We start from the raw sequence: 19,464 nt of genomic DNA, 5'->3' as shown, positions 1-19,464 counted from the left end.
TCATTCCTCCTCTAAAATAATTACCGCTTCTTCTGTTGTATAACTTTCCAATTTTTTTATATGTTCTTTATAATTTTCAATTAATTTTTTTATCATTTTTTTTAATTTATTTTTATCTTTTTCATCCCATGTTGTTAAAATATCAACTTTCGCCATTTTAAGATTATTGTACTCTATAATATCTTTTATGGCAAAAATTACTTCATTTCTACGAACATAATCATAATCCAATGCTTCTAAAAATCTTGTATCTTTTTCTTCCGTTTTTAAAAATTCTTTCTCAATAATAAAATTGTTAGAAGCTTTAACAGGTGCTTTTTTTATTCGTATTAATTCCTTCTCCAGTCTTTTTTTCTCGTTCTGCGTTAATTTAACCTTTTTTAAAAAATTTTCAATAAATCTTTTTGACGCTTTGTTTGTTCTTTCAACCAAACTTATTTGGCTTGTACTATATTTTATTTTTTCACTCATTTGTTGTAATGTATATTTGTGTTTTTTCCTATATTCCTTAAAAAAAATTCCTATTTTCATTTTTATTAACTCCTTTAAAACTCAATCTTTATAGTAGTATTATAACATATTTTTCCTATTTTGTTAAAAAAATAATAGGAATTACTAACACAAATATTTTATCTCTCAAATCTGCTTTTCAACTCCGCCAGTCTCATCAATGCTTTTATATTAATATTTTACATATCTTTTCATTTCTTCTAATACTTGCAATCCTAAATCACAATTTCTAGCAACTTCATAACTAATTTCTTCTTGATACTTCATCAATTCTACAGCAAATTCATTTGCTTCGCTTTCTAACTCTGGAGTATAACACAGAAAATTATTTTTCAAAAGAAGTTTGTTTTTTGAACTGTGATAAATCGCATGTCCTAATTCGTGGCATAGTACAACTAACTGCGAATATTCATCCAGTTTTTCATTTATAACAATGTATTTTCTTTTTAATATTCGTCTAAAAAAACCTTTTATGCTTTCGTAATAAAAGTATCTTATTTCGATGTTTAGTTTTTCACATAATATATACGGATTACTAGTATTATATTTCTCTACCAAATTTTTTACTCTGAGTTTCATATTTCTACATTTTCTCATATAAATCCTCTATTTTCTCTTATTTTTTATTTTAGCATCAAAAAAAAGTTCTTGTAAACTATCGTATAATTTTTTCTTATCCTCGTCGCTTACACTGTTATCGTTAAAAAAGTAGGCTGCACTATTCATAACTTCATCTAGTTGTACTCTCTCCCTCTTGTTTAATCTTGAAATCCTGTCAAGTTCTTCGCTTTTGCCAATTGTTTCCCTTCTTTGTTTTTCTAATTTTTTTAATTTTTCAATTTTTTTATCTTTTTCTAACATAGCTATTAATTCTTCTTCTTTTTTTGCACACTCTGGAAATTTCCTTATTAAGTTTTCAACAAATTTCTTGGAAGCTGTTTTTTTACCGTTTTTTATGTTGGATACATAAACATGTGTAACTTCCATTTTTTTTGAAAATTCTGTTAAAGTCATATTTTTCTTATTCAAAAATTCTGTCAAAAATTTTTCTATTTGATAACTCATGGATTCAACTTCCCTTCGTTCATTAATTTACATTATTATTTTACCACATTTTTTCACACTTCCTAGAAAAAATTTAAAAAAATTCAAAAAAATACTTGACTTGTAACTAAAAATAAGTTACAATATGTTTGTAAATAGGATATACAAATAACTTTAATTTTTTTTGAAAAAAATCGTAACTAAATTTTAGATACAAAATTTATTTAAAGTTACAATAACAATAGGAGTGATTAAAATGACAGAACTAGAAGAAATAAAAGATATTGTCTCTGACGAAATACAGAGACAGATTTCAAACGGTACTTTCGTGAAAAATTACGACGAAGGTACAATTGAATTTACTGATGAACAATTAGAAGAAACTCTGCAAGAATTTGCAGAGAACGGCTGGGATTCAGAAGAACAGAAAGTTATAAAAGAATGTTTCGAGAGTTATGAATTCGAAGAAGAAGAACCAGAATTCTTTGAATTTAAAACGGAAGGTGGAGGAGTTGACTGGTATGAGAGTGGATATACAATAAATACTCGTTTTGAGATGAAGAAAGTAGGGAGCAAGTAAAATGAACTTCGCTTTATATAAAGATAATAAATTCATAATCCGAAGAAAACATTTTTATCCTTTAAGAGTATATCTCCTGAAGGCTCTAGGAATGAAAAGTGTTTTTGAGATAAGTACAAAAGAAGTAATAAAAAAAGCAAAGAAAAATAATTATAGGATAGAGGTAGAGAGATGAAATTTGAAGCATTAAAAATAGTAAATGATAACAGCAGTAAAGTGAGAAAAGAAAACAGCAAAAAGTTAGTGAACAGAATTAAGAAATTGTTTAAAAAGTAATTGATGTTTTACCAAGCTCATTAACGTTAGTTAGTGAGTTTGGATAAGATATTAGTTATCTTAGACAATAAAAATATAGATGGGAGAGATTTTTTTATGAAAAATAAAATAACAATTGAAAGAAGAAAAAAAGCTGGAGTTTTAGTTCCAAAACTAAACGGAGAAATTTTGGAAGGAGTAAAAAATATAAATATTTCTTACTCCTACGGTGAAACTGAAGAAGAAAAAAAAGAAATTGTTGAATTAACTTTTGAAAATTCTGAAATAGAAATTATTGACATAGACTAATTTCTTTATCTATAAAGAATCTGAAAGAGAAGAGATAGACATACTTTCGGTAGAAAATGAAATTGAGAGAGTAGAATTTGAAAAGTTTAAAAACGGATTGAAGCAAGATTTATTCTTAATAGTCAATTTTGGGGTTGATATAAATAGAAAATAAAATAAAAAAACGGAAAAAGTTTTTAAATGATTTTGAAAAGGAAGTTAAAGAGGCGCTGTGTACAGGAAAAGTAAAATATACAATTAAAGAATTAAAATTATTTTAGAAAGGATAAGATATGAAGAGAGATATTGTAGAAATATACAAAGAATGCGGTAATTTTCATCAGGCAGTCAAAGAAAGCGGATTGCCAGCACTTGTAGCACATGTAAAACTACTATCAAGCGGAGTATTAAAAATTCAAGACAAAATAAAATATGGAAGCGAAAGTGCAAAGCTTGGTGGAAAAGCTGAAGAACTTTTTCAAAAGCTAGTTCCAGAAGCAGTTGACGCCAATAAATACTGGCAACAAAATAATCCAAAATATGATTTTATGTACAAAAATATGACCATAGATGTGAAGTTCAGTTCTTATCTCAAAAGCCGTAAAAATGAAAATTCAAATGCAAGGTATTGGGCTGCAAGATGTAACGGAAGCGCAAATTTATATGTGATATTTCTAGAAAACGAAAAAAATACAGATGAAGATAAAAAACTAGAAAATCCTTATATATTATTAATCCCTAACGGGTTTTTAAATACCCGTCAGAAAAAACATTTTACAAAAGGCTCGGTATTCTTCACAGATTTTCAAGTAAAAAAAGATGAACTTAATACAATGTTAGACGAGTATGCTGGAGCTTTGGGGGAGGTATTATGACAATAAGAGAAAAACTTGAGTTAGAAATGGATCAAGAAGAAATTAAGGAAATGGAGGAAGAAAATGATGACAACAGTGAATGCAACAAAATGGATGATTTTGATACTGACATCAATTTGGATTCAGATTGAAGTGATTAAAATCAAAGGGCATTGGATAGCAGGAGGCAATGTTAAAGACGAAATCAGCAAATTAGGAACTGAAAGAGCTGAACTCATTTTTGAGTTGAGTGAATATAAAGATACAACAGGAAGAAAATTGTCGAAATGAAAGTTGGAAGCATAGCTAAAAAGCATAATCTAAAAACAGAAGAATTTGGCTTTTGGGCTTATGATAAAGCAAAGCATAGCAATAAACAAGTAGAAAGTTTTAGATACTATGAAAACGTGATAAATGAATTGAAAAAATATATTTAGGAGGAAAAATGAAAAAGAGAATATTTAAAAATACTGTAAAAGTGATTTTGACTATCGCATTAACTATTGCAGCTTATAGATATGCTGCGATAGAAAGAGGGTATTTTTTAGGAGTGATTGGCGGTGGAGAAACTTTTATTCCAGCGTTGTGCGGAATGCTGTTTTGGCTTTTGCCTTCAATGGTTAAAGAAATGTTGAGAAAGTAGGAGAAAATTATGAGCAGTTTGAGAAGAATTAAAAAATTTCAAAAGAAAGAAAAATCAAAACTTGCAAAAGAAGTTTTAAAAGACTCTGCAAAGGAAGTACAGTTAATGGCAATTTATTCATTAGCAAAACTGTGCGGATATTACAAAGCATATTTTCACTTGAATATTGACTTTGATAAGATGAAAAAAGGCGAAGGGAAAGTTGAAAAGATGACAGAGAAAAATACATTGTGGTTTGATTTTCACTTGGAAGAAATCATACTAAGAGCGTGTAGGAGTTTAAAAAGGATTTTAGATGAGATTTTAGGTTCGGATAAAGAAAAATTATTTATTAAAATATTTGATGACGACGAAATTGTGAAAAGATTTGAAAAAAAACATATGATGGAATCAGCAAAATTAGGGATAAAATATGGCGGTTTTATCAATCGTGCTTATCCAGAGACAGAAAGGGAGACATTAAATTTTTTAGATTTATATGGAATTTTTAATATTTTTCGAGAAAATGCGGAAAAAATAGGATTCCCAAATCTAACAAACAGATATGTTAAAACTTTTATAACTAAAACAAAGAATAAATTCAACGAAATGCTAGAGGTCTTAACAGAAGGTGGGGAAATTAATCACGAAGAAGAAGCTTTAAGTTTATTAGAGTTCGAAGAGGCTGGAATAGAAATTAAATGGGTAGGATATAGCAGAAAAGAAGCTTTAAGAATAAAGAAAAAATACGAGAGGATTAGTGGGTAAATGAAAAAAGAAATTAAGGAAAAAGTGATGAAAATAATGGATTTAGCTCTCGAGATTAATTCGAAAGAGAAAAATACAATTTTTGTTGAGTATTTTGGTCACACGAACGAAATTTGTGCTAAAGTTTACGAAAAAGGTTGGGAATACTGGAGAGAAAATGGAGAAGGAAGAAAAAAATTAAATGAAAGTTATTTATATTTAGACAAAGACGATTGTGTTGAAAAATTAAATAATTTAATAAAAAAATTGAAAGAAATGAAAGGGTAAAGATATGAATATTTACGAAAAAATACAACAGGCAAGAATTGAATTACAAGAGATGAATTTAAAAAAAAGTGGATTTAATAAATTTGCTAATTTTAAATATTATGATTTAAAAGATTTTTTACCAGAAGTAAATACTCTCTTTAACAAATTAAAACTTTTTTCAAAATTTGATTTGTTAGAAGAAAAGGCAACTTTAACTATAATTAATGCTGAAAAAATAGACGAACTTGTGGTTTTTGAATCACCTAAAGCGGAAATAACATTGAAAGGACAAAATGCTTTGCAAATGATAGGCTCGACACACACATACTTAAAAAGATATTGCTATTTAAATGCTTTAGAAATCATTGAAGATGATGAAGTAAATGCAACAATTGACAAAGATAAGAAACAACATACAAAAAAAGCCGCTACTGATGAGGAAAAAAGAAAAAATATGGAAGACTACATAGCAAAACATACTCAAAAATATCACCAACTAATAGATAATTTTTTGGAAATAAATAAAGCCGAATCAATAAAAGATTTAACTGATGAAGAAGTGAGCAACTTAGCACGTGGAATATTAAAAAGAGAAAAAGGAGAAAAATAAAATGAACAACGCAATTTTGATTGGTCGGATGACGAAAGACCCTGAATTGAATTACACTTCGGGAAGTAAAGCATTTATAAGATTTAACATTGCAGTAAACAGAATCGGAGAAGGAACTGATTTTATAAACTGTGTCGCTTGGGAGAAAACAGCTAAAACAATAGCTGAGTATTTCAAAAAAGGTCAAAGAATTTTAGTTCAAGGAAGTATTAGAACAGGAAGTTATGAAAAAAATGGTCAAACTATTTACACAACTGATATTTTAGTAAGCCGATTTGAATTCGTTGAAAGCAACAATAAAAGTAGCAGTAATAAAAACTATGATAATGACGCTAAATTTGATAGTGATGACAATGATGATGACGAGGATTTCCCATTTTAAATAAAAAAGGGGAATGTGAGCAAAATAGGAGGAAGATATGAGCAATTTAAATTTAATAAAATACGAGTTAAAAGAAATAAATAATATTGCAAATTTTTTAGACAGCGAAAATAACGAATTAGACGAAAAAACAATAAATGACACAAAAGAAAGTATAGAATTGCTTTTAGAAGAAAAATCGGAGCAGTTAGAGCTGATATTAAAAGAACTTGAAGCAAAAGAAGAAAAGTGCAAAGAAATTGCTGATTTTTATTCTAAAAAAGCAAAATATGCAAACGAAAAGAAAAAAATGTTCAAGGAATTAATCCTTGGAGCGATGCAAAAACTTGACACTAAGAAAATAGAAACTGCAACAGGAACATTCACAATTAGAAATAACATGCCATCACTAATTATTGAAGATGAAAATTTAATTCCGCAAAAATTTATAACGCATATTAGTTCTATAAAAATTGAAAAAAACGAAATAAAAAAAGAAATTAAAAATGGGGTAGAAATTCCAGGAGTGCATTTAGAAACAACTCAAAGTTTATTGGTAAAATAATTAAAGTGAGGGAATGTTTGAGAGAAAAAGGAGGATAAAATGAGTAAAGAAATAAAATTCAGAGCTTGGCTTAAAGAAGACAAGAAAATGGAAAATGTCAAAACAATGGATTTTACAGATAAAACTATACGATGTTTAAAAAAGAATGAATTTATTAATGCATATCTTTTAAGAAGAGTGAGCTTTGATGATGTTGAGTTAATGCAATATACAGGATTAAAAGACAAAAACAGCAAAGAAATTTATGAGGGGGATATTGTATTAGTTAAACCAGGCGGGATATCAACTTGGTATAAAACAGTTGTTAAATTCAAAGAGGGAGCTTTTATTGCTAGTTTAATTGACGGAGAGAATTATATTTATATTTTCAATCGTGGATTTGACAGTAATGATTTTGAAATTTTAGGAAATATTTATGAAAATCTTGAATTATTGGAGGAGAACAAATGAGTAAATACAAGGTAGGATTTTATGCGAATAGCAACGCAAATGTCTACTCTACAAATGCTGAAGTTATAGATTTAGTCGAAGATTACGGCTATACAGAGAAAGAGGCGGAAGAAATAATAAATGATGAGAAAAAGCTGAAAGAAGAATTCGAAGCTTGGTTATGGGATAATATAGAAACAGGTTTCCAAGTCCTAAAAACAGAAGAGGAAGTTGAGGACTGGAAAAGGATGGATCAATGATAAAATATGCTGAAATACACAAAATCAAAATTGAAAATGAAATAAGATATATAGCAAAAGTTTATATTGGTAGAGAAGAAATAGAAGATGAAAGTTTTAGCAGTTCAACATTTGAAGAAACTGCTAAACACATTTTGAAAGATTGTGTCATATCGAATTACCTTGATATGACAGAAATGGAGGAATGATGATGAAAAACAAAGAAGAGGTATTAAAACTATTATACAAAATTAAAGCAGAACAGGACAAAAGGAGAAAGTAAATGAAAGCAATTATATATGCAAGAGTTAGTACAGAAATTCAGGAAGAGGGGCGTTCACTTGAGTTTCAGATAAGAAAATGTGAAGATTTTTGTAAAATGAGCGGTTATAAGCTCAAGGAAGTTATACAGGATGTGGAGAGCGGAGGCAACGATAATCGTGAAGGCTTTCTTAAACTACAGCAAGAAATCAAAAAGAAATCGTTTGATGTGCTTGTAGTTTATGAGAGCTCCCGTATCTCTCGTATAACTTTAACTATGTTAAATTTTGTTTTAGAGCTGCAAAAAAGCAATATAAAATTTGTATCCATTTCACAGTCTGAAATAAATACAACAACCCCTACTGGTATGCTGTTCTTTCAAATATTCGCTGTATTGGCAGATTACGAAAGAAAGCAAATATCAATGAGAGTGAAATCAAACAAATGGGCTAGAGCCAAAGCCGGAATATGGCAAGGCGGAACTATTCCGATTGGTTATAAAAAAGATGAACACAACAATATTACAATAGATCCTGAAACTTCTGAAGATGTTATAAGCATTTTTAACACATACTTAAATACTAAAAGTCTATCTGAAACAGCAAATATTTTCAACAAAAACATTTCATCTGTCAAATGGATTTTGCAAAATGAATTTTATATTGGAAATCTGATGTACGGAAGAAAAGAAAATAATATTAATACTGGAGAAGTGAAAATAAACAAAAAAATAACGATATTTAAAGGAAATCACAAAGCATTAATAAGTGAAGAAGTTTTTAGGGAAGTACAACGTCAAATGTTATTTAAACAACGTGTAATACGTAAAGAAGGAAAGTTTTTATTCACAGGTATATTAGAGTGTACCTGTGGCGGTAAAATGTTCAAAAATGGTGTTAATTATAGATGTGACAAATGTAAAAAAGCAATATCTATGAATAAGGCTGAAAAGTTTATAATACATAAATTATTAAACTTAAAAGAATTAGAGTTTTTGAATGAAAAACCTAATTTAGAAAAATATACAAAAGATAGAGAGAATATAGATAAACAAATTAAAAAAATAGATAAAGAAAGAACTAAATATTTAGAATTATTTGCAAAAGAATTGATAAATGAATTTGAATTAAATGATAAACTTGAGGAACTCAAAAATAGAAAACGAATATTTGAAGATTCCTTAAATGATATTGATAGAATAATAAAAGACAAGACAATAAGCGAAGAAAAAATGGACAATATAAAAATTTTAAAAGAAGTGCTTGAAAATATGGACGAAACAGACAGGTATAATTTATTTTTGATGTTCAGAATGTTGATAAAAAAGGTAAAAATAAAAAAATATCAACCTTTAGAAGTGCTGATATTACTAAACTAATCCACTATTTCGTGTGGGCTTTTATGGTGCGAAAGGTGGGACTCGAACCCACATGTCAAAGACGCTAGATCCTAAGTCTAGTGCGTATGCCAATTTCGCCACTCTCGCAAAAATTTTTTTAAATGGTGAGCCATACTGGGATCGAACCAGTGACACCTTGATTAAAAGTCAAGTGCTCTACCGACTGAGCTAATGGCTCATATCATGGGGTGATCGACGGGACTTGAACCCGCGACAACCAGTGCCACAAACTGGCGCTCTACCAACTGAACTACGATCACCATATATATGAAAGTTTTATTTTAATTTTCAAATAAAATGGAGCGGGAGACGAGGGTCGAACTCGCGACATTCAGCTTGGAAGGCTGACGCTCTACCAACTGAGCTACTCCCGCAATTAGTGGTCGGTGTAGTAGGATTTGAACCTACGACCCCCTGCTCCCAAGGCAGGTGCGCTACCGAACTGCGCTATACACCGCTCCTAAGTAATAAGTTTTTTATTTTCTTAATACCTATTGGACAAGAAATATAATATCATAATTATTCTTTTTTGTCAACACTTTTTTTAAATTTTTTTTGTGTTTTTCTTAATTTTTAAAAAACCTCTTAAAATAAAAGAGTTTAAGAGCACTAAAAAATTATTTTTACTTTTATGGATAAAAAATCAAAATTTTGATATACTTTTTTATAATAAGGAGGAGATATGGATTTTCATGGTGGAAATATTTATAAAATTTTTAGAGAAAGAAAAATTAAAAACATACTAGATTACAGTTCAAATATCAATCCATTTGGGATATCAGAAAACTTAAAAAAAGTTATTTTAGAAAATTTGGAGACTCTGGAAAAATATCCTGACCCCGACTATTTTGAGCTGAGAAAAAAAATTGCAAAAAAAAATGGCGTTCATTTAGAAAATATAATTTTGGGAAATGGGGCAACAGAAATTATATTTTTAATTACAAAAGTTTTAAATCCAAAAAAAGTTTTGATTGCGGCACCAACTTTTGGAGAATATGAAAGAGCGGTAAAAAGTTTGAAAGATGATGTTGCGATTCAATATTTTAAACTTGAAGAAAAGGAAAATTTTAAATTTAATCAAAAAAAATTTGAGATGGAAATGGAAAAAAATTATGATTTGGTTATAATTTGTAATCCAAATAATCCGACGGGAAAATTTTTACAAAGAGATGAAATGGAAAAAATTTTGGAAAAGTGTAACAAAAAAATACAAAACTTCTTGTGGATGAAGCATTTATTGAATTTGTTGAAAATTGGAAGGAAAAAACAATTGCACAGACAAAAATTGATAAAAAAAATTTATTTATAATCCGAGCATTTACGAAATTTTTTGCAATACCTGGATTAAGACTTGGATATGGAATTTTTTTTGACAAAGAAGACATTTTTAAAGTAAACGCTAAAAAAGAGCCGTGGAGCGTCAACAGCCTTGCTGAAATTGCTGGAACTTACGTAATTGATGATTTAGAATATATAAAAAAAACAGAAAATTGGATACAGTTGGAAAAAAAATATATGTTTGAACAATTATCAAAAATTAAAGAACTTGAAGTTTTTGAAACAGAAGTAAACTTTATTCTAGCAAAAATAAAAAAAGGAATGAACTCAAAAAAATTACAGGAAAAGATGCTGGAACATGGAATTTTAATTAGAGATGCTTCAAATTTTATTTTTTTGAATAAAAATTTTTTTAGACTTGCAATAAAAGATAGAAGAAATAATGATTTTATTTTGGAGAAATTATCATTGATTTTTTCTTTTGAAAAAAAATAAATATAATTTAATATTTCATCACTCAATCTGTTGATATTCTCACTTTTTTTTGTTATAATTATTTTAATATAAATTAAAATAGGTGATGATTATGGAAGGGATTAATTTGGAAAATTTAGATAATAATGATTTGGGACGTTTTTTTGAAGAAGGAAAAAGATACTTTGAAAAAGGGGATTTTGTTTTAGCTGAAAAATATTTAAAAAAGGCGACAAAATCTGGGAATAGAGAAGCATTTTTATTGCTTTTTGACATATTCTTAAAAGATGATAGAACTAACATTGCAGAAAAATATTTAAAACCTCTTGCTGATGGAGGAGATTTTGAGTTTCAAAATAAACTGGGTGAAGTTTATAGAAAAAAAGCGAATTTTGAACTCGCAGAATATTATTTTAAATTAGCAATTGGAAATGGGAATAAAAAAGCGCATTACAATTTGGGAAAACTTTATTATGAATACAAAAAAAATAATTTGGCGACAGAAAATTTAAAAATTGCAGCGGATCAGGAACAGGATCAGCAAGCGCAAGTTTTACTTGCCAAAATTTACAAGGATTTAGGACAAATTGACCTGGCACAGCAATATTTCAGTGCTGCGAAAGACAACGCAAAAGCTTATTATTATTTAGGAAACTTATATGAAGAAAAAAATGAACTGACTCTAGCTGAAAACAATTGGAAAATTGCAGCTGATGAATATGATGATAAAAAAGCACAAAAAAAATTAGTTGACTACTACAAAGATAATTTAACATTAAGAAAACATTATTTATCGCTACTTGCCGACAAAAATAATTTAGATGCATTTGTAAAATTGGGAGATATTTTTACGCAAGAAAAAAATTATGGACTTGCATTTTCAAACTACAATAACTTTTTTAATGCAACATCCCATCTAAAAGAAAAACCTACATTTTATATGGACAGAATTGATAAAGAAAAATTAAAATTCAATTACGGTAAAAGCTGTGTTTCACTTGGGAAATTTGACATTGCTGAAGAATGTTTCAAAGAAAACAAATATCTGTGTGAAAATGAAAATATTATCGAAGTGGCAAAATTATATGAATCAGCGAATCAATTTAAAAATGCTATTGAATACTATAAATTAGCGCTTCACATTCAATAAAAAAGAAAGGATATTAAATTTATGACTTCTACAAAGACAAAAATTGCGAATTTTGAATTTGACAACTGCATTATGAATGCGGCAGGAGTTTTGTGCTATGACAAAGATGAACTGACGAAAATATTAAATTCTGCAGCTGGAACATTTGTTACAAAGACAGCGACTCTAGAACCAAGAGAGGGAAATCCAGAACCTCGATACCATGACACAAGGTTGGGAAGTATTAATTCAATGGGTCTTCCTAATTTGGGATTTGACTACTACCTTGACTATTTATTAGAATTAAAGAAAACTCATCCCAAAAGAACCTTTTTCTTTTCACTTGTGGGAATGTCGCAAAATGACACTCACACATTGTTAAGAAAAGTGCAAGAAAGTAATTTTGACGGAATAACAGAACTTAACCTGTCGTGTCCAAATGTGCCAGGAAAACCGCAGATAGCTTACGATTTGGAAACAACTGAAAAACTATTGACAGACATTTTTTCATATTTTAAGAAGCCACTTGGAATAAAATTGCCGCCATATTTTGATTTAGTTCATTTTGACCAAGCAGCAGCTGTTTTTAACAAATTTCCACTATCTTTTGTAAACTGTGTGAACAGCATTGGAAATGGAATTATAATCGAAGATGAGAAGGTGGTTATAAAACCTAAAAATGGATTTGGAGGAATTGGTGGAGAATATGTAAAACCAACCGCTCTTGCAAATGTTCATGCTTTTTATCAAAGATTAAAGCCAAGTATTCAGATTATTGGAACTGGGGGAATTTTATCAGGAAGAGATGCATTTGAACATATTCTATGTGGTGCAAGTATGGTTCAAATTGGGACAACTTTACATAAAGAAGGAGTAAGTGCATTTTCAAGAATTACAAGTGAATTAAAAGAAATTATGGAAAAAAAAGGATACAAAAGTATCGAAGAATTTAAAGGAAAACTAAAATATTTATAAAAAGAAAAAGAACTGTCAGACATATAAAAATTTTAAAAAAAGGATTGATTTTTGTAGAATTCAATCCTTTTAGTTATATTATTTTATTTTTTTTGAAGCGATAAGTTTTATAGATATTACAAAAATATAAATAAACACGATGTAAGGAATTAACTCAAATCTATGTAAAAACGCCCATAACACATCAAAAAGTAATATTAATACTGAAATTTTTAAAACTTCAAATATTTTTTTTATTAAATTTAATTTGTAACCAAAAACTACAGGTCTAAAAACTTTGTTAATCATTTTTGAAAAGATATTTAAAACAATTATTGAATATGACAATGTTTCAAACTGAATACCAAGTTTCCAAAATATAGCCATTGTCAGTCCCATCATCATTCCGTAATAAAATTTCCCAAAAGAATATGTTGGACTTGTAGGCATATCTGTCGCCATAAAAATTCCTGTGAGCATAAGACCTCCCATTGAAATTTCAATCTCTTTTATAAAAAGTGAAACTATAAAAACTGTAGAGAATAAAGCTACTGGAATGTGCCAAGAAATTCTATTTTTTATAAGTAAATAAATTCCCCCCACAATAAGTGCTAAAACTGAGGCTTCTCCCAACGCACCCGTTGGATTTAGCAGCATTTTATCCAAATAATTTGTAAAATCGTTGTTATTTATAAAAGAAAATATTTTTAATTCTGAAATATTTAGTGAATTTCCAGACCATATCGCAGGTGAAGTCATAACAAGCGGAAAAAATACCGTCATAAACTCTCTTCCTACAACAGCGGGATTTAATCTATTTTTTCCAATTCCGCCGAAAATTAATTTTCCGAAAATTATCGCCATTGCAGCGCCAAATGCAGCTACATAAATTGGAGTGTATGGTGCCAATATAAATGCCAGTAAAATTCCCGTAACTATAGCTGACAAATTTTTTATGCTAGTTATTTCGTTAAAAAATATTTTTGAAAAAACAATTTCTGTCAAAACTGCTGACAAAACGCAAATTACGATGATTAAAAATGAAGATAATCCATAAACTAAAAGTGAGAGTAATATTGCCGGTGTAAGAGCTAAAATTACGTCAAACATTACAGCTTTTATATCATCTCTTGTTCTTATATAAGGCGTGTAACTATTTTTTAACTCCATTATTTATTTACCTCCATTTTCATTAAATTTTCTTTTCCATTTTTTATACTCTCAATCAAAGGTACCCTCGATGGACACGCATATTCGCAGGCACCGCACTCAATACAATTCATTATATTAGCTTTTGCCATCATTTTATATTCTTTTTTTTCGTAAAATTCAGCGAATTCAAAAGGCATTAAATTCATCGGACAGACTTCAACACAATATCCACATGAAATACAGTTGTTTCTCTCAATTTCTCCTTCATTTTTTAAAAACAAAATTCCTGAGGTTCCCTTTATAGTTGCCGTTGACTTATCAAATATTTCCTGCCCCATCATAGGTCCGCCAAAAATGATTTTTGAGTTTTCATTCGGCTCCAATATTTTAATTATGTACTCAAGCGGTGTTCCTATTTTTATCAAATAATTTCCAATTTTTTCTAGATTTTCCCCTGAAACAGTGACAATTCTTTCAACTAGCGGAGCTCCTTTGAAAAAGGCATCGTAAACTGATTTTACGGTGCTTACGTTGCTTACCACAACGCCTTTATTTATGGGAAGCTCTCCTTTTTTTATTTTTTTCCCAGTAACTGATGCAATAAGTTGTAATTCGCTCCCTTGTGGATATGAAGTTGGAAGTATTTTTATTTTAATCTTTATCTTTTCTTCCAAAATCGCTTTTTTTAAAATTTGCTTCAATTCCAGATTTTCTTTTTCAATCCCAATCACGATATTTTTAGGATTGATGAGATATTTTACAATTTTTATACCCTTTATTAATTCATTTGCAAAACTTTTAATAACGGAGTAATCCGAAGTCAAGTAAGGCTCACATTCTGCGCCGTTTATAATAAAAGTTTTAACTTTTTTATTTTTTATGTCATATTTGACGTAAGTTGGAAACTGCGCTCCACCTTCTCCAACAATTCCACTATTTTTAATAATTTCAATAATTTCTTCTTTTTTATAATTTTCTAACTCTGAAATTTCTCTTTTTTCTTTTCCAATTTCTTCATTTTTAAAATCATTTTTTATAACAATAGTTTTAGCCATTTTTTTATTTGGCAAAATCATTTCTTTTATATCAATAACTTGACCAGACACAGGCGAGTGAACAGGTGAAGAAATATTTCCTTGCATTTCCCCAATTTTTTCATATCTTTTTACAAAATCTCCAACTTTTACTGTTTCTTTTGAAATTTGTCCGATATGCTGTGCCAAATAAATATGAAAAATTTTTGGATCTTGCAATTTTTCTATTTCCAAAACTTTTGTCATATTTTTCATTGACTCAATTTTCATTATATCTTTACTCATTTTCTCTCCATTTTTTTCTTTTTTATAATTTAAATTTAAAATTTTTAAATTTTTTATTTAACATATTCTAAAAATCTGTCAGTATAATGTATTTCCCCATTTTCATCAATCAAATATCCTTCAATTTTTATTTCTTTTGAAAGTTTTTTTATTATTTCATGAAAATTTTTAGGAGTTTGATTATAAAGTCCAGTTGAAATCATATCTCCAAAAAAAGCATTTTCAGTAATGATTCCAATCTGTTTGTTTTTTGCAGGAAATCCTGTTTTGGGACTGATTATGTGACCATATTTTTCACCATCAATTTCCAAAAATGTATTTACCTGATTTGAAGTAGAATATGTTAAGTCTTTTATTTCTATCTCAAATAAATCATTATATTCGTCATTTCCTTCATACTTTTCTTTTGTAATTTTCAAAATTTTTCCATCATCATTTTTTAACAATTTTTTCTCAGGTTCAGGATTTTCTACAATAATTCCCCATCCGTTAATAGCCACAATACTGCTTCCACCAGCATTAATTATGGCGTCGTCAATTTTAAGTTCTTTCATTTTTTGAATAGCTTTATCAATCGCATATGCTTTTATAAAAGAACCTGTTATAATTTCTTGATTTTTATCAATTTTTACTTTTAAATTTTTTTTATCGATAATAATTTTTTTATAATCCACCAATTTTTTTATTTTTTTAATTTCAAGATTTTCTGGAATTTTACAGAATTTTCTTTATAAAATCCCCATAGTTTTATAAGTGGCATTATAGTTATGTCATATTCTCCATTCATAATTTCAGAAAAATGCACTACTTTTTCCAATAAATTCACAGTTTCTTCATTCACTTGCACAAATTTTCCGTTATTTTTATTAATTTTATCAATGTAAGAATTTTTTGAATACGAATTATAATTTTTATTCACATCTTCCAAAATTTCAAATAGTTCATCAAAAACTTTATTTTCAAAGCTATCAGGAATTTTTATCTTAATATTTGTGTGAAATAAAAATCTAGTTTGCACTTTATATTCTCTTTCCATTTTTTTCCTTGAACAATTTTATAATTTTTTTATAAATTTTATTAATTTTTATTAGAAGCTGTTCCTTCAGAACTTTTTACTTCAATTGGGTTTGTTTTTTTCTCTTCATTAGATGCTTTTCCAGAATCTTTATTTTCTTTTTGAATTTCTAAATTATTTTTATTTTCTGGATTTTTATTTTGATTTTCATTCTTGGAAGAAGTTGCTCTTTCTTTTGTTTTTTGTTCAATCTTTTCATTATTTTGCTTAACTTCTTTTTGTACTTTAGAAGAAGATGAAGCTCTTTCGGCTCTTTTATTTTCTTTTTTTATGAAATTTTTATTTTCATCTTTTCCTTTAGAAGAAGTTGAACTCTCAGGCAATTTATTTTCAATAGTTGTGCTATTTCCTAAAGAATTTATATTTCCAGAAGGATTATTTGTGGTCACTTCTACTATTTTAGATTTTTGTTTGACGTAGTTTCCCCATCCGATAAGAGCTATTGCTCCTAAAAATAATATTATTTTTTTTATATTTTTCATTTTTATCTCCATTTCATTTTTATCAAAATATTATAGTCCACTTTTCTTTGTTTTTACTTTTTTAAATTATTTTATTTCATTTCATATGTATAAAAAAATGAATTTAAACTGAATAAAAAATTTTTGCTTTTTGTTGCACTTGATTTATTATTATATTGTTTAACAGCAATTAAGCATTAATTAAAAAAATTTATTGACTTTTTATATAACAGGTGTTATAATACTACAAAATTAAAAATAATGGAGGTATTTTTATGAAACAAAATATTTTAAGTAACAGTATAAAAATTAAAACAAAAGAAAAAGAATTTTTAAAAAGTATCTTTTTGGTATTAAGCGGAGTTATATTTTTATCAATAATGTCGCAACTTATAATACCGCTTTATTTTACTCCTGTACCTATTTCACTAGGATCATTTGGAGTAATGTTAATAGCATTGTTATACGGTAGAAAATTGGGAACAGCAACTGTGCTTTCCTATGTTGCAGCGGGTAGTTTAGGAGCTCCGATTTTTGCTGGATTTAAAGCAGGTTCGTTATTTTCACCAACAGGAGGATATATTTTAGGATATATTGCAGCTGCATTAATTTTAGGTTTTTTATTCGATAAAGGTATTGCAAAATCTTATGTAAAGACATTTCTTTCACTATTACTTGTAAGTGTCATTATTTTTGTATTAGGTGCATTAGTATTGATGTTATTTGTGCCTATTAAAAATGTATTTATGGCCGGTGTACTTCCTTTTATTCCTGGAGATATGTTAAAAGCAGTTGCTGCAACTCTTTTATTTCCAAGATTATGGAAATTTATAAAAAAAAATAAAAATTAAGTTATTTTATTTGTTGAACAAAAAATCTCCTTTATAAAAATTTTAGGAGATTTTTTATTTATATTATTGTATCTTCCATTAATACAATTTTTTGAATACAAAGAAAGGAAAAAAAGAAATGTCGAAAAATAATAATAATCAAACTGAACTAGTTAAATTTATATCAAATTTAAAAAATAAAATTATAAATGAAAAATACGATATAACTCATGAAGAAGCAATCTTTTTATCAAAAATTCCTAATGATGATATCGAAACTTTAAACTTGCTTTTTGAAGCAGCGAATCAAATTAGAGAAAAATTTTGTGGAGAAAATTTTGATTTATGCACTATTATTAACGCAAAATCTGGGAAATGCTCTGAAAATTGCAAATTCTGTGCACAGTCAACTCATTTTAAAACAGCAGTAAATGTCTACGGTCTTATTTCAAAAGAAACAGCGCTTTGCGAAGCCAAAAGAAATGAAAACGAAGGCGCTCATAGATTTTCACTTGTAACAAGCGGTAGAGGATTTAATGGAAATGAAAAAGAATTGTATAAATTAGCTGAAATTTATGAATTTATGCGAGAACACACTAAAAAATTAAGTCTTTGCGCTTCTCATGGCATCTGTACAAAAGAAGCGTTACAAAAATTGGCTAATGCAGGTATTTCGATGTATCATCACAATTTAGAAACATCGAGAAGATTTTATCCTAATGTCTGTACATCTCACACTTATGATGATAGAGTTAATACGATAAAAAATGCAAAAGCAATTGGATTAAACGTTTGCAGTGGAGGAATATTTGGATTAGGGGAAACTATTGAAGATAGAATTGATATGGCATTTGATTTAAAAGAATTAAAAGTCAATTCTGTTCCGATAAATATTTTAACTCCAATCCCTGGAACTCCATTTGAGAATAATAAAGCAGTAGAGCCATTAGAAATTTTAAAGACTATATCTATTTACCGTTTTATTATGCCTAAAACTCATTTAAGATATGCTGGAGGAAGAATTAAATTAGGAAATTATGTAAAAACTGGTTTAAAATGTGGAATTAATTCTGCACTTACAGGAAATTTCTTAACAACTACAGGAACAACAATAGAAAAAGATAAGAATATGGTAACAGAATTAGGCTATAAAATTTAAAATACGAATGATATTAAAGATATGCTTAAGAATTTACTTAACGAGGTTCTAGGATTCTGGATAGAATAAAGTGAACCAAGCAAGTGCTTGTTAAATGTTTTAAATGAATTGAAAAACAGGATGATAAAAATTATCATCCTGTACCATATATTGCATTTTGAGTTTGAACAAAATTCCAGACACTCTCAAATTATTGATTATTTTTGTAGCGATTACCTTCCGAAGTACCTTTGATATTTGTTTTTGGCGAATTTTCATCGGTTTTTTTCTTCTTAATCGCTTCATCTATTCCAGCTCTATTAACATTTTCGTCTTCTTTATCTTTTTTGTTTTTATCTTTTTTCTCAATTTTTTTAAAAATATCACCTGTACCTTGTTTATTAGTTGTTTCTTTGTCTTTATCTTTTTTAACTATATTTGAAATTCTTTTTCCCAATCTTTTTAATCTTCTAGAAGATGAAAAGCTTAGTGCTGATCCCATAACTAAAAATACTAGTATATATTTTTTTATTTTCATTTTTATTCCTCCGCTTCTTTTTTTATTTAAATAAGTATACTCCTGTTTTCTTTGTTTTAAATTATATTAAACTTTTTTTGAT

The 19,464-nt window shown here is 28.1% G+C and carries 30 protein-coding genes, 5 tRNA genes and 1 pseudogene; 22 read left to right on the top strand and 14 right to left on the bottom strand.

The features are described 5' to 3' along the window. The 3 genes from BCB68_RS05265 to BCB68_RS05255 all read right to left on the bottom strand — a co-directional run bounded on the left by BCB68_RS05265 (position 1) and on the right by BCB68_RS05255 (position 1,575). Complete coding sequence (locus BCB68_RS05265) at positions 1-531, bottom strand: helix-turn-helix domain-containing protein (RefSeq protein WP_094079827.1); 531 nt, start codon at positions 529-531, stop codon at positions 1-3. Positions 532-681: 150 nt separating this feature from the next. Continuing rightward, the gene (locus BCB68_RS05260) at positions 682-1,107 is read right to left on the bottom strand and encodes an ImmA/IrrE family metallo-endopeptidase (RefSeq protein WP_094079826.1); all 426 of its coding nucleotides are present in this window, start codon (positions 1,105-1,107) and stop codon (positions 682-684) included. Positions 1,108-1,116: 9 nt separating this feature from the next. After that, positions 1,117-1,575, bottom strand: coding sequence for a helix-turn-helix domain-containing protein (locus BCB68_RS05255; protein WP_094079825.1), 459 nt, complete (start codon positions 1,573-1,575; stop codon positions 1,117-1,119). Between the two features lie 235 nt (positions 1,576-1,810). Here BCB68_RS05255 and BCB68_RS05250 point away from each other — a divergent pair, with 235 nt between their 5' ends. From BCB68_RS05250 to BCB68_RS05190, 17 genes are all read left to right on the top strand, one after another. Beyond that, positions 1,811-2,134, top strand: coding sequence for a hypothetical protein (locus tag BCB68_RS05250; RefSeq protein WP_094079824.1), 324 nt, complete (start codon positions 1,811-1,813; stop codon positions 2,132-2,134). A 1-nt stretch (position 2,135) separates the two neighbouring features. Then, positions 2,136-2,309 carry a hypothetical protein gene (locus BCB68_RS10505; protein ID WP_157697351.1) on the top strand — a complete coding sequence of 58 codons (174 nt, stop codon included), beginning with the start codon at positions 2,136-2,138 and terminating at the stop codon, positions 2,307-2,309. A 197-nt stretch (positions 2,310-2,506) separates the two neighbouring features. Then, positions 2,507-2,698, top strand: coding sequence for a hypothetical protein (locus tag BCB68_RS05245; RefSeq protein WP_094079823.1), 192 nt, complete (start codon positions 2,507-2,509; stop codon positions 2,696-2,698). Between the two features lie 272 nt (positions 2,699-2,970). Then, entirely contained in the window at positions 2,971-3,552 is a 582-nt protein-coding gene (locus tag BCB68_RS05240; protein WP_094079822.1) for a hypothetical protein, read from the top strand. Continuing rightward, positions 3,549-3,683 (top strand): hypothetical protein, encoded by a 135-nt coding sequence (locus BCB68_RS10965; protein ID WP_257789801.1) that lies wholly within the window; start codon positions 3,549-3,551, stop codon positions 3,681-3,683. Before BCB68_RS05240 ends, BCB68_RS10965 begins: the two co-directional genes overlap by 4 nt. Beyond that, positions 3,619-3,822 carry a hypothetical protein gene (locus BCB68_RS10500; protein ID WP_172826462.1) on the top strand — a complete coding sequence of 68 codons (204 nt, stop codon included), beginning with the start codon at positions 3,619-3,621 and terminating at the stop codon, positions 3,820-3,822. Before BCB68_RS10965 ends, BCB68_RS10500 begins: the two co-directional genes overlap by 65 nt. Continuing rightward, complete coding sequence (locus BCB68_RS10495; RefSeq protein WP_157697349.1) at positions 3,819-3,968, top strand: hypothetical protein; 150 nt, start codon at positions 3,819-3,821, stop codon at positions 3,966-3,968. The genes BCB68_RS10500 and BCB68_RS10495 overlap by 4 nt, the downstream gene beginning before the upstream one ends. 8 nt (positions 3,969-3,976) lie before the next feature. After that, entirely contained in the window at positions 3,977-4,174 is a 198-nt protein-coding gene (locus tag BCB68_RS05235) for a hypothetical protein (protein ID WP_094079821.1), read from the top strand. Between the two features lie 9 nt (positions 4,175-4,183). After that, complete coding sequence (locus BCB68_RS05230; protein WP_094079820.1) at positions 4,184-4,921, top strand: hypothetical protein; 738 nt, start codon at positions 4,184-4,186, stop codon at positions 4,919-4,921. Beyond that, a complete protein-coding gene (locus BCB68_RS05225; protein WP_094079819.1) occupies positions 4,922-5,188 on the top strand; it encodes a hypothetical protein in 267 nt (88 codons plus the stop codon). It begins immediately after the preceding gene. 4 nt (positions 5,189-5,192) lie between these two features. Then, positions 5,193-5,780: an ERF family protein gene (locus BCB68_RS05220; RefSeq protein ID WP_094079818.1), complete on the top strand. Its 588-nt coding sequence runs from the start codon at positions 5,193-5,195 to the stop codon at positions 5,778-5,780. Position 5,781: 1 nt separating this feature from the next. Next, the gene (locus BCB68_RS05215; protein ID WP_094079817.1) at positions 5,782-6,162 is read left to right on the top strand and encodes a single-stranded DNA-binding protein; all 381 of its coding nucleotides are present in this window, start codon (positions 5,782-5,784) and stop codon (positions 6,160-6,162) included. Between the two features lie 37 nt (positions 6,163-6,199). Continuing rightward, on the top strand, positions 6,200-6,706 hold the full coding sequence (locus BCB68_RS05210; protein WP_094079816.1) for a siphovirus Gp157 family protein: 507 nt from the start codon (positions 6,200-6,202) through the stop codon (positions 6,704-6,706). 39 nt (positions 6,707-6,745) lie between these two features. Further along, a complete protein-coding gene (locus BCB68_RS05205; RefSeq protein WP_094079815.1) occupies positions 6,746-7,156 on the top strand; it encodes a YopX family protein in 411 nt (136 codons plus the stop codon). Beyond that, positions 7,153-7,395 (top strand): hypothetical protein, encoded by a 243-nt coding sequence (locus BCB68_RS05200; protein ID WP_094079814.1) that lies wholly within the window; start codon positions 7,153-7,155, stop codon positions 7,393-7,395. The genes BCB68_RS05205 and BCB68_RS05200 overlap by 4 nt, the downstream gene beginning before the upstream one ends. Next, positions 7,392-7,583, top strand: a complete 192-nt coding sequence (locus tag BCB68_RS05195) for a hypothetical protein (RefSeq protein ID WP_094079813.1) — start codon at positions 7,392-7,394, stop codon at positions 7,581-7,583. Before BCB68_RS05200 ends, BCB68_RS05195 begins: the two co-directional genes overlap by 4 nt. 74 nt (positions 7,584-7,657) lie before the next feature. Next, positions 7,658-9,013 (top strand): recombinase family protein, encoded by a 1,356-nt coding sequence (locus BCB68_RS05190; protein WP_094079812.1) that lies wholly within the window; start codon positions 7,658-7,660, stop codon positions 9,011-9,013. A 24-nt stretch (positions 9,014-9,037) separates the two neighbouring features. Here BCB68_RS05190 and BCB68_RS05185 read toward each other — a convergent pair. From BCB68_RS05185 to BCB68_RS05165, 5 genes are all read right to left on the bottom strand, one after another. After that, positions 9,038-9,121: transfer RNA gene (locus tag BCB68_RS05185), tRNA-Leu, on the bottom strand. 15 nt (positions 9,122-9,136) lie between these two features. Further along, positions 9,137-9,212: transfer RNA gene (locus BCB68_RS05180), tRNA-Lys, on the bottom strand. Between the two features lie 6 nt (positions 9,213-9,218). Beyond that, positions 9,219-9,294, bottom strand: a tRNA-His gene (locus BCB68_RS05175). Between the two features lie 38 nt (positions 9,295-9,332). Continuing rightward, a tRNA-Gly gene (locus tag BCB68_RS05170) sits at positions 9,333-9,408 on the bottom strand. Positions 9,409-9,414: 6 nt separating this feature from the next. Then, positions 9,415-9,491, bottom strand: a tRNA-Pro gene (locus BCB68_RS05165). A 225-nt stretch (positions 9,492-9,716) separates the two neighbouring features. Here BCB68_RS05165 and cobD point away from each other — a divergent pair. From cobD to BCB68_RS05150, 3 genes and pseudogenes are all read left to right on the top strand, one after another. Beyond that, positions 9,717-10,807: pseudogene (gene cobD / locus BCB68_RS05160) on the top strand (threonine-phosphate decarboxylase CobD). A 91-nt stretch (positions 10,808-10,898) separates the two neighbouring features. Then, positions 10,899-11,936 carry a tetratricopeptide repeat protein gene (locus tag BCB68_RS05155; protein WP_094079811.1) on the top strand — a complete coding sequence of 346 codons (1,038 nt, stop codon included), beginning with the start codon at positions 10,899-10,901 and terminating at the stop codon, positions 11,934-11,936. 21 nt (positions 11,937-11,957) lie between these two features. After that, positions 11,958-12,890, top strand: a complete 933-nt coding sequence (locus BCB68_RS05150; protein ID WP_094079810.1) for a dihydroorotate oxidase — start codon at positions 11,958-11,960, stop codon at positions 12,888-12,890. A gap of 78 nt (positions 12,891-12,968) precedes the next feature. Here the strand turns inward: BCB68_RS05150 and BCB68_RS05145 are convergent, their stop codons facing one another. Genes BCB68_RS05145 through BCB68_RS05130 form a run of 5 tightly spaced genes read right to left on the bottom strand, consistent with a single transcriptional unit; the run spans position 12,969 to position 16,897 of the window. After that, positions 12,969-14,039, bottom strand: coding sequence for an RnfABCDGE type electron transport complex subunit D (locus BCB68_RS05145; RefSeq protein ID WP_094079809.1), 1,071 nt, complete (start codon positions 14,037-14,039; stop codon positions 12,969-12,971). After that, positions 14,039-15,340 carry an electron transport complex subunit RsxC gene (gene rsxC / locus BCB68_RS05140; RefSeq protein ID WP_094079808.1) on the bottom strand — a complete coding sequence of 434 codons (1,302 nt, stop codon included), beginning with the start codon at positions 15,338-15,340 and terminating at the stop codon, positions 14,039-14,041. Before rsxC ends, BCB68_RS05145 begins: the two co-directional genes overlap by 1 nt. A gap of 53 nt (positions 15,341-15,393) precedes the next feature. Further along, a complete protein-coding gene (locus tag BCB68_RS10950) occupies positions 15,394-16,014 on the bottom strand; it encodes an FAD:protein FMN transferase (protein WP_250645014.1) in 621 nt (206 codons plus the stop codon). Between the two features lie 8 nt (positions 16,015-16,022). Continuing rightward, positions 16,023-16,376 carry an FAD:protein FMN transferase gene (locus BCB68_RS10945; RefSeq protein WP_250645013.1) on the bottom strand — a complete coding sequence of 118 codons (354 nt, stop codon included), beginning with the start codon at positions 16,374-16,376 and terminating at the stop codon, positions 16,023-16,025. 41 nt (positions 16,377-16,417) lie between these two features. Then, entirely contained in the window at positions 16,418-16,897 is a 480-nt protein-coding gene (locus BCB68_RS05130) for a hypothetical protein (protein ID WP_094079807.1), read from the bottom strand. Positions 16,898-17,151: 254 nt separating this feature from the next. On the opposite strand from BCB68_RS05130, the gene BCB68_RS05125 reads away from it, so the two are divergent. Then, on the top strand, positions 17,152-17,727 hold the full coding sequence (locus tag BCB68_RS05125) for a biotin transporter BioY (RefSeq protein WP_094079806.1): 576 nt from the start codon (positions 17,152-17,154) through the stop codon (positions 17,725-17,727). 118 nt (positions 17,728-17,845) lie between these two features. Then, positions 17,846-18,865 carry a biotin synthase BioB gene (gene bioB, locus BCB68_RS05120; protein WP_094079805.1) on the top strand — a complete coding sequence of 340 codons (1,020 nt, stop codon included), beginning with the start codon at positions 17,846-17,848 and terminating at the stop codon, positions 18,863-18,865. Between the two features lie 190 nt (positions 18,866-19,055). Here the strand turns inward: bioB and BCB68_RS05115 are convergent, their stop codons facing one another. After that, a complete protein-coding gene (locus BCB68_RS05115; protein ID WP_094079804.1) occupies positions 19,056-19,382 on the bottom strand; it encodes a hypothetical protein in 327 nt (108 codons plus the stop codon). Positions 19,383-19,464 lie beyond the last annotated feature (82 nt).

The sequence above is a fragment of the Leptotrichia sp. oral taxon 498 genome, from assembly GCF_002240055.1.
GTDB lineage: Bacteria > Fusobacteriota > Fusobacteriia > Fusobacteriales > Leptotrichiaceae > Leptotrichia > Leptotrichia rugosa.
This window is presented reverse-complemented; position numbering and strand designations above follow the sequence as displayed.